This is a genomic window from Gordonia sp. (in: high G+C Gram-positive bacteria) (assembly GCF_049299075.1).
Taxonomy (GTDB): domain Bacteria; phylum Actinomycetota; class Actinomycetes; order Mycobacteriales; family Mycobacteriaceae; genus Gordonia.
Map to the genome: position 1 here is coordinate 1 of NZ_JBAQWU010000381.1, position 5,836 is coordinate 5,836.

The 5,836-nt window shown below is 67.4% G+C and carries 8 protein-coding genes; 5 read left to right on the top strand and 3 right to left on the bottom strand.

All coding sequences use genetic code 11. The annotated features are described in order from the left end of the window. The 3 genes from WAW85_RS12005 to WAW85_RS12015 all read left to right on the top strand — a co-directional run. On the top strand, positions 1-612 hold a 612-nt coding region (locus WAW85_RS12005), incomplete at its 5' end, for an ATP-binding cassette domain-containing protein (protein ID WP_422559841.1). Positions 613-639: 27 nt separating this feature from the next. Further along, on the top strand, positions 640-1,395 hold the full coding sequence (locus tag WAW85_RS12010; RefSeq protein ID WP_422559842.1) for a uracil-DNA glycosylase: 756 nt from the start codon (positions 640-642) through the stop codon (positions 1,393-1,395). Then, positions 1,388-1,750 (top strand): DUF488 domain-containing protein, encoded by a 363-nt coding sequence (locus WAW85_RS12015; RefSeq protein WP_422559843.1) that lies wholly within the window; start codon positions 1,388-1,390, stop codon positions 1,748-1,750. The genes WAW85_RS12010 and WAW85_RS12015 overlap by 8 nt, the downstream gene beginning before the upstream one ends. 99 nt (positions 1,751-1,849) lie before the next feature. On the opposite strand, the gene thiD is transcribed toward WAW85_RS12015, so the two are convergent. Continuing rightward, positions 1,850-2,674 carry a bifunctional hydroxymethylpyrimidine kinase/phosphomethylpyrimidine kinase gene (gene thiD / locus WAW85_RS12020; RefSeq protein ID WP_422559848.1) on the bottom strand — a complete coding sequence of 275 codons (825 nt, stop codon included), beginning with the start codon at positions 2,672-2,674 and terminating at the stop codon, positions 1,850-1,852. A 26-nt stretch (positions 2,675-2,700) separates the two neighbouring features. Next, positions 2,701-3,453, bottom strand: a complete 753-nt coding sequence (locus tag WAW85_RS12025) for a YggS family pyridoxal phosphate-dependent enzyme (protein ID WP_422559844.1) — start codon at positions 3,451-3,453, stop codon at positions 2,701-2,703. A gap of 81 nt (positions 3,454-3,534) precedes the next feature. Here WAW85_RS12025 and WAW85_RS12030 point away from each other — a divergent pair, with 81 nt between their 5' ends. Continuing rightward, positions 3,535-4,497, top strand: coding sequence for an alpha/beta hydrolase (locus tag WAW85_RS12030; protein WP_422559845.1), 963 nt, complete (start codon positions 3,535-3,537; stop codon positions 4,495-4,497). A gap of 79 nt (positions 4,498-4,576) precedes the next feature. Here the strand turns inward: WAW85_RS12030 and WAW85_RS12035 are convergent, their stop codons facing one another. Further along, a complete protein-coding gene (locus WAW85_RS12035) occupies positions 4,577-4,780 on the bottom strand; it encodes a cold-shock protein (protein ID WP_422559846.1) in 204 nt (67 codons plus the stop codon). Between the two features lie 124 nt (positions 4,781-4,904). Here WAW85_RS12035 and WAW85_RS12040 point away from each other — a divergent pair. Then, the coding region (locus WAW85_RS12040; protein WP_422559847.1) for an alkaline phosphatase family protein at positions 4,905-5,836 on the top strand (932 nt) is incomplete at its 3' end.

Sequence of the window (5,836 nt, forward strand, 5' to 3'; positions counted from 1 at the left end):
CGGGGGCACGCCGCAATTCTGGGGCGCCGGCTCGGGACCGTCGACATACGGGAGCTCCGACACTCGATCGGCCACGTGAATCCGCGGCATCGGCTGCGTACGCCGCTGACGGTCGTCGAGGTGGTCCTGACCGGAGCCACCGGAAGCAACGACCTCGTCCCCCGCTGGACCCCGACAGCCGACACCGCGGCCCGGGCCGACGAACTGATCGACATGTTCGGGCTCGGTCCGATCCGCGGCGCCGTGTGGCCCCACCTCTCGCAGGGTGAGCGCGGCCGCGTCCTGATCGCCCGGGCGCTGCTGCCCGACCCTGACCTCCTGTTGCTCGACGAGCCGACCACCGGGCTCGACGTCGCGGCGCGCGAACGATTCCTGCATACCGTCGACGACCTGCACCACACCCATCCGGACTTGGCGACGGTGCTGGTGACGCACCATCTCGAAGAGCTGCCGGTCAGCACCACGCACGCCATGCTGATCGGCGGCGGCCGCCTGCTGCAGTGTGGCCCGGCCGACGACGTTCTCACCACCGAGCACGTCAGCGCATGCTTCGACTATCCGATCGCGATCAGCAAAACCGACGGCCGCTGGCACGCCCGCACCGCGGGCTGACGGCACACCCACGAGTACCGTGGAACTATGGCTGCCTCCGCAGGTCAGACCGCTCCCGATCGCGCACCGACGATGCCCGATGTGGCGCACCTCGACCAGCTGATCACCGAATGCTTCGCCTGCCCTCGACTGGTGGCCTGGCGCGAGCAGGTGGCGCACATCAAACGCGCCTCCTTCGCCGAACAGTCGTATTGGGGCAAAGCGGTGCCAGGCTTCGGACCGGCGGATGCCGCAATGCTGATCGTCGGCTTGGCTCCGGCCGCCCACGGCGCCAACCGCACCGGCCGGATGTTCACCGGTGACCGTAGCGGCGATTTCCTCTTCGCCGCAATGTACCGCGTCGGCTTGGCCAGCCAGCCGACAGCTTGGGCCGCCGACGACGGTCTGACGCTGACGGGTGCACGGATCTCGTCGCCCGTGCACTGTGCTCCCCCGGAGAACAAGCCCACCCCGGCCGAACGGGACCGCTGCTCCCCCTATCTGGCGCGGGAATTGGAACTGCTTGCCCCGACGCTGCGTTCGGTAGTGGTCCTCGGCGCCTTCGGCTGGCAGGCGCTATTCACCGTGCTCAGCGCTGGCGGCTGGGAAATACCGCGTCCCCGCCCGAAGTTCGCACACGCCGCTGAATTGGCCGTGCACCATCGGTCTGGTCGACGGTTGACGATCCTCGGCTGCTTCCACGTCAGTCAGCACAACACCTTCACCGGCCGCCTCACCCCTGCCATGCTGGACGAGGTACTGCGGCACGCCCAGTCGATCAACAACGGGAGCGAACATGAGTGAGGTACAAATCCAGATCCGCCGGATCTACGACGACCCCGCACCCACCGACGGCGCCCGCATCCTGGTCGACCGCCTGTGGCCGCGCGGCGTCAGCAAAGACCGCGCCGACCTCGACGAGTGGTGCAAGACGGTGGCGCCGTCCACCGATCTACGCAAATGGTACGGACACGACCCGGCCAAGTTCGACGAGTTCGCCGAGCGGTACCGCCGCGAACTCGAGACCGACGACGAGCAGTCGGCAGCGTTCGCCGACCTGAAGTCCCGGGCGGCACAGGGGCCACTCACGCTGTTGACGGCCACCAAGGAGCCGCAGATCAGCGAGGCTCAGGTGCTGTTGTCGCTGCTGACCGAGTGACGTTAGCGGCGCAACGCGACCACCGTATCCCCGACTCTCGGATGGCGACATCACCGAGCCCGCGCGCCCAGCGCACCCCGCGCGGGTGGTTCTGTGCCATCAGGCGAGTTCGTCGGCGGCGAACTGCTCAACGTAGGCACCTTGCCACACAGAGTCGAACGGGGTGTTGGCCGCGACCCGGCCCTCGATGCCCGCGGTGACGAATTCCTTGGCAAAAAGCACCGCATCGTCGATGTCGGCGCCTTTGGCGAGTTCGGCGGTGATCGCTGCGGCCAGAGTGCAGCCGGCGCCGGAGACCCGCTCCTGGCCGATCTTCGGGGCCCGGAACACCGAAACCTCGGTACCGTCGTACAGCACGTCGACGGCGTCATCGCCGGGTAGATCCACCCCGCCCTTCACGACAACCGACGCCGGGCCCAGCGCGTGAATACGCTTCGCCGCCTCGATCAGCTCGTCCTCGGTGGTGATCTGGGCCAGCCCGGAAAGCACGGTGGCCTCAAAGAGGTTGGGGGTCACGACGCTCGCGCGCGGCAGGATCTTCTCGCGCAGGGCGGTATCGGTGTCCAGCGCGGCGCCGGGTTCCTGCCCCTTGCAGATCAGTACCGGATCAAGCACCACGTGCCGCCACTGCTGTCGACCGAGCGCCTCGGCCACGGCGTCGATCGTGGCCGGGGTGCCCAGCATGCCAATTTTGACGACGTCGAGGTCGTGCGCGGCGGTGGCGGCCTCGATCTGGTCGGTGATCACCTGCGGGTCCATTGGGACAAAGCGATGGCCCCAGTTGTTCTTCGGATCGAAGGAGACGATGCAGGTGATGGTCCCCACGCCGTAGACCCCCAGTTCCTGGAAGGTCTTCAGGTCGGCTTGGAGGCCGGCGCCACCGGTCGCTTCGGAACCGGCAATGACATATGCGAAATCAACCACGAGGTAGAGCGTACCGAGGCTGTCACTCATTCCGGCCAGTAGTGGCTGTCCGGGGTGGCCCGGGCGCCGAAGATCGCCTGCCCGACTCGCACGCATGTCGAGCCTTCTTCGATGGCCACCTCATAGTCGCCGGACATACCCATCGAGAGTTCACCCGGACCGATCAGGTCAGAGTCGACATCGCGGATGCGGTCCCGAACCTCGCGCAGCCGCCGGAAGCATGCACGGACGTGGTCGGTATCGCGCGACCATACGGCCAAGGTCATCAGTCCGCGCACCCGCAGGCTCGAGTACTGCGGCAGTTCGCGGAGGAAGCCGAGCACATGGTCGGGTTCCAGTCCGTACTTTTGGTCCTCGTCCGACGTGTTGACCTGGACCAAGACGTCGATCGCGCGGCCTTGTTCCTGCAGTCTGCGGTCCAGCGCGGCCGCTGCCCGGACATTGTCCAGTGCCTGAAATTCGTCGGCGAAGGCGGCGACGTCCTTGGCTTTGTTGGTCTGCAGGTGCCCGATCACCGACCAGCGCGCAGGCGTGTCGGCGAGTTCGGCGGCTTTGCGTTTGGCTTCCTGCACCTTGTTCTCACCCAGCCAGGTGCATCCGGCGGCGAGGGCGAGCCGCACACGTTCGGCGGGCACCGTCTTGGACACCGGCAGCAGCCGGATCTGCGCGGGATCGCGACCGGCCCGTCGAGCCGCGCCCTCGAGGCGCGCGGTCACTGCGGCCAGGTTGCGGTGAAAATCGTCCACCGTGGTGGCCGTCGGAAAAGTCGAGTCCGCCATAACTACCAGTATGGTCGCGGTTCTGTTCCAACCTGCGGGCAGCTCTGGCCACGAGAGATGCGGTACGGCACAATGACCCCGGTGCATACCAATAGCCACACCTCCCACTTTGGCAACAGAGCTGGCCGAGCGATTCGGCAGGCCACCGTTGCCGTGCTGGCCCTTGCCGTCATCGCGGCGACCGCATCCCTGCAGGCCGGCGCCGCGCGAGCGGTGACAATCAAGCAGATCGACGGCCAGTTGTCCGAGGTGAGCCTGTACTCGCCCGCCCTGGGTCGCACCGTTGTCAACACCGTCTTGCGGCCGCGCGGCGGTGGTCCGGCACCGGTCTTGTACCTGCTCAACGGCCGGTCTGGCGGCTCCGACGGCGACAGTTGGCTGCGTATGACGGCATACCGGAGCTTCTTCGCAGGCAAAAGTGTCACGGTGGTCTCACCACAGGGCGGCGGCTTCGAATACTACTCGGTCGGCGCCTGGGAGAGCTACCTGCGCACCGAACTTCCCCGCGCCATCGCGGGTCCGCTGCAAACCACGGGACGAGCCGCCATCGCTGGCGTCAGTCATACCGCGCCCGCCGCCCTCGACCTGGCTGGACGCAGCGGCAACCGGTACCAGGCGGTGGCCTCCTACAGCGGCTGCCCGGCCGTCAGCTCCCCGATCGGAGTGGCCTCCATCACTGCGGTAATGGCGCTGGGTGGCGCCAATGCCTTCGCCGTATTCGGTCCACCCGGATCGCCGGGGTGGACCGACCATGATCCGAGCCTGCATCCGGCCCGGCTGGCCGGGAAGGCAATCTACCTCGGGTCCGGCAGCGGGGTTCCCGGCACCGCCGACGGCGCGCACGCGGGCCCAGCGCTTCTCGCCGGACCAGCGCAGGTCGAGGCCATCGCCGCTGGCTGCACCCGGCAGATGTCAAGCATTCTCGCCGGACACGGCGTGCGCCACACGCTGCACCAGTTCCCCACCGGTGCGCACACCTGGATGCTCTTCGAGAATCAACTACGCGACAGCTGGCGGGTAATCGGCCCGGCTATCGGCGCCTGATCGGCCCCGATCACCGCGACTCCAGACACAGACGAGCGCCCCGGTTCTACTGAACCGGGGCGCTCGTTGAGGTCTGAGATTAGACCGCGACGACGTTAGTCGCCTGCGGACCCTTCGGGCCCTGCTCGATGTCGAATTCGACGCGCTGCGCTTCTTCGAGGTTACGGTAGCCGTTACCCGAGATCGCGCTGAAGTGGACGAAGACATCTTCGCTACCACCGTCGGGAGCGATGAAGCCGAAGCCCTTTTCGCCATTGAACCACTTGACGGTTCCTTGTGCCATGCTCTTTTACTGCCTTCTTCAGATTTCCGAGCGACAGAGCTGTCGCCCACCAAGAACTATGTCACATCCGCGGCGGCGAGGAAACCCCAAACACCGAAGTGTCGCAATCCGTACGGTCAAATGCATGGGTCCCCTCGACGACATCACCCCCGACATGTGGACCGGCCCCACTCTCGCCGACGCCCTGCCCGCGGCGACTACCGCCCTCGGTTACGGCGAGGGCCAGCGGCTCGCCATCGGGCGCAGCCACACCGTCGTGCTGCTTCTGGTCGACGGATTGGGCGACGTGCTCCTGCACGAACACTCAGACGCGGCACCGACCCTGGCTGCCCACCGGACCGGCGCCATGCGGGCGGGTTTCCCGTCGACGACGGCGACCAGCCTGACCAGCCTGGGCACCGGCCTGTGCTCCGGCGAGCACGGTGTGCTCGGCTACAGCCTCGCCCCGCGAGATCTCGATCCCGGCCACACGCTATACACGCTCGGGTGGAGTCTGGACTCGGCGCGCGGCGTCGACGGCAGCGGACTGTTCCCGCCGACCGGCGTCCAGCCCATGCCGAGCATGTTCGACGAGATGACGCGCGCGGGAGTGGACGTGATCTGCGTCGGCCCGGGCGTCTATCGGAACACCCCACTGACTCGCGTCGTCTATGGCAGCCCGGTGGATCACCGCGCCGCCGCCCGTCCGGACGAGGTCCTCGCCGAAATCCAACAGATCCTGGCCGAGGGCGATCGCGGCCCACGGCTGGTCTACGGCTACATCCCGCAACTCGACGCGGCCGGGCACGGCCACGGACCGGGTTCACCGCAATGGCGTACGGTACTGCGAACTGTGGACAACCTCGTCCACTCGCTGTGCGAAGCGCTGCCACCGGGGGCGACGCTGCTGGTGACCGGCGACCACGGAATGCTGCACGCCGGGCACCGCCACGATCTCGACGCCACTCCCGCCCTAACCGCTGGCGTGCAAATGATCGCTGGAGAGGCGCGGGTGCGACATCTCTTCACTGCACCCGACGCAGCTGCTGATGTCCTCGCCCGCTGGCGCGCCGAACT

Excerpts from the sequence above, each read along its gene's own strand:
- WAW85_RS12010 (WP_422559842.1), top strand. The coding sequence starts at position 640 with ATGGCTGCCTCCGCAGGTCAGACCGCTCCCGATCGCGCACCGACGATG.
- WAW85_RS12015 (WP_422559843.1), top strand. The coding sequence starts at position 1,388 with ATGAGTGAGGTACAAATCCAGATCCGCCGGATCTACGACGACCCCGCA.
- WAW85_RS12025 (WP_422559844.1), bottom strand. The coding sequence starts at position 3,453 with ATGGCGGACTCGACTTTTCCGACGGCCACCACGGTGGACGATTTTCAC.
- WAW85_RS12035 (WP_422559846.1), bottom strand. The coding sequence starts at position 4,780 with ATGGCACAAGGAACCGTCAAGTGGTTCAATGGCGAAAAGGGCTTCGGC.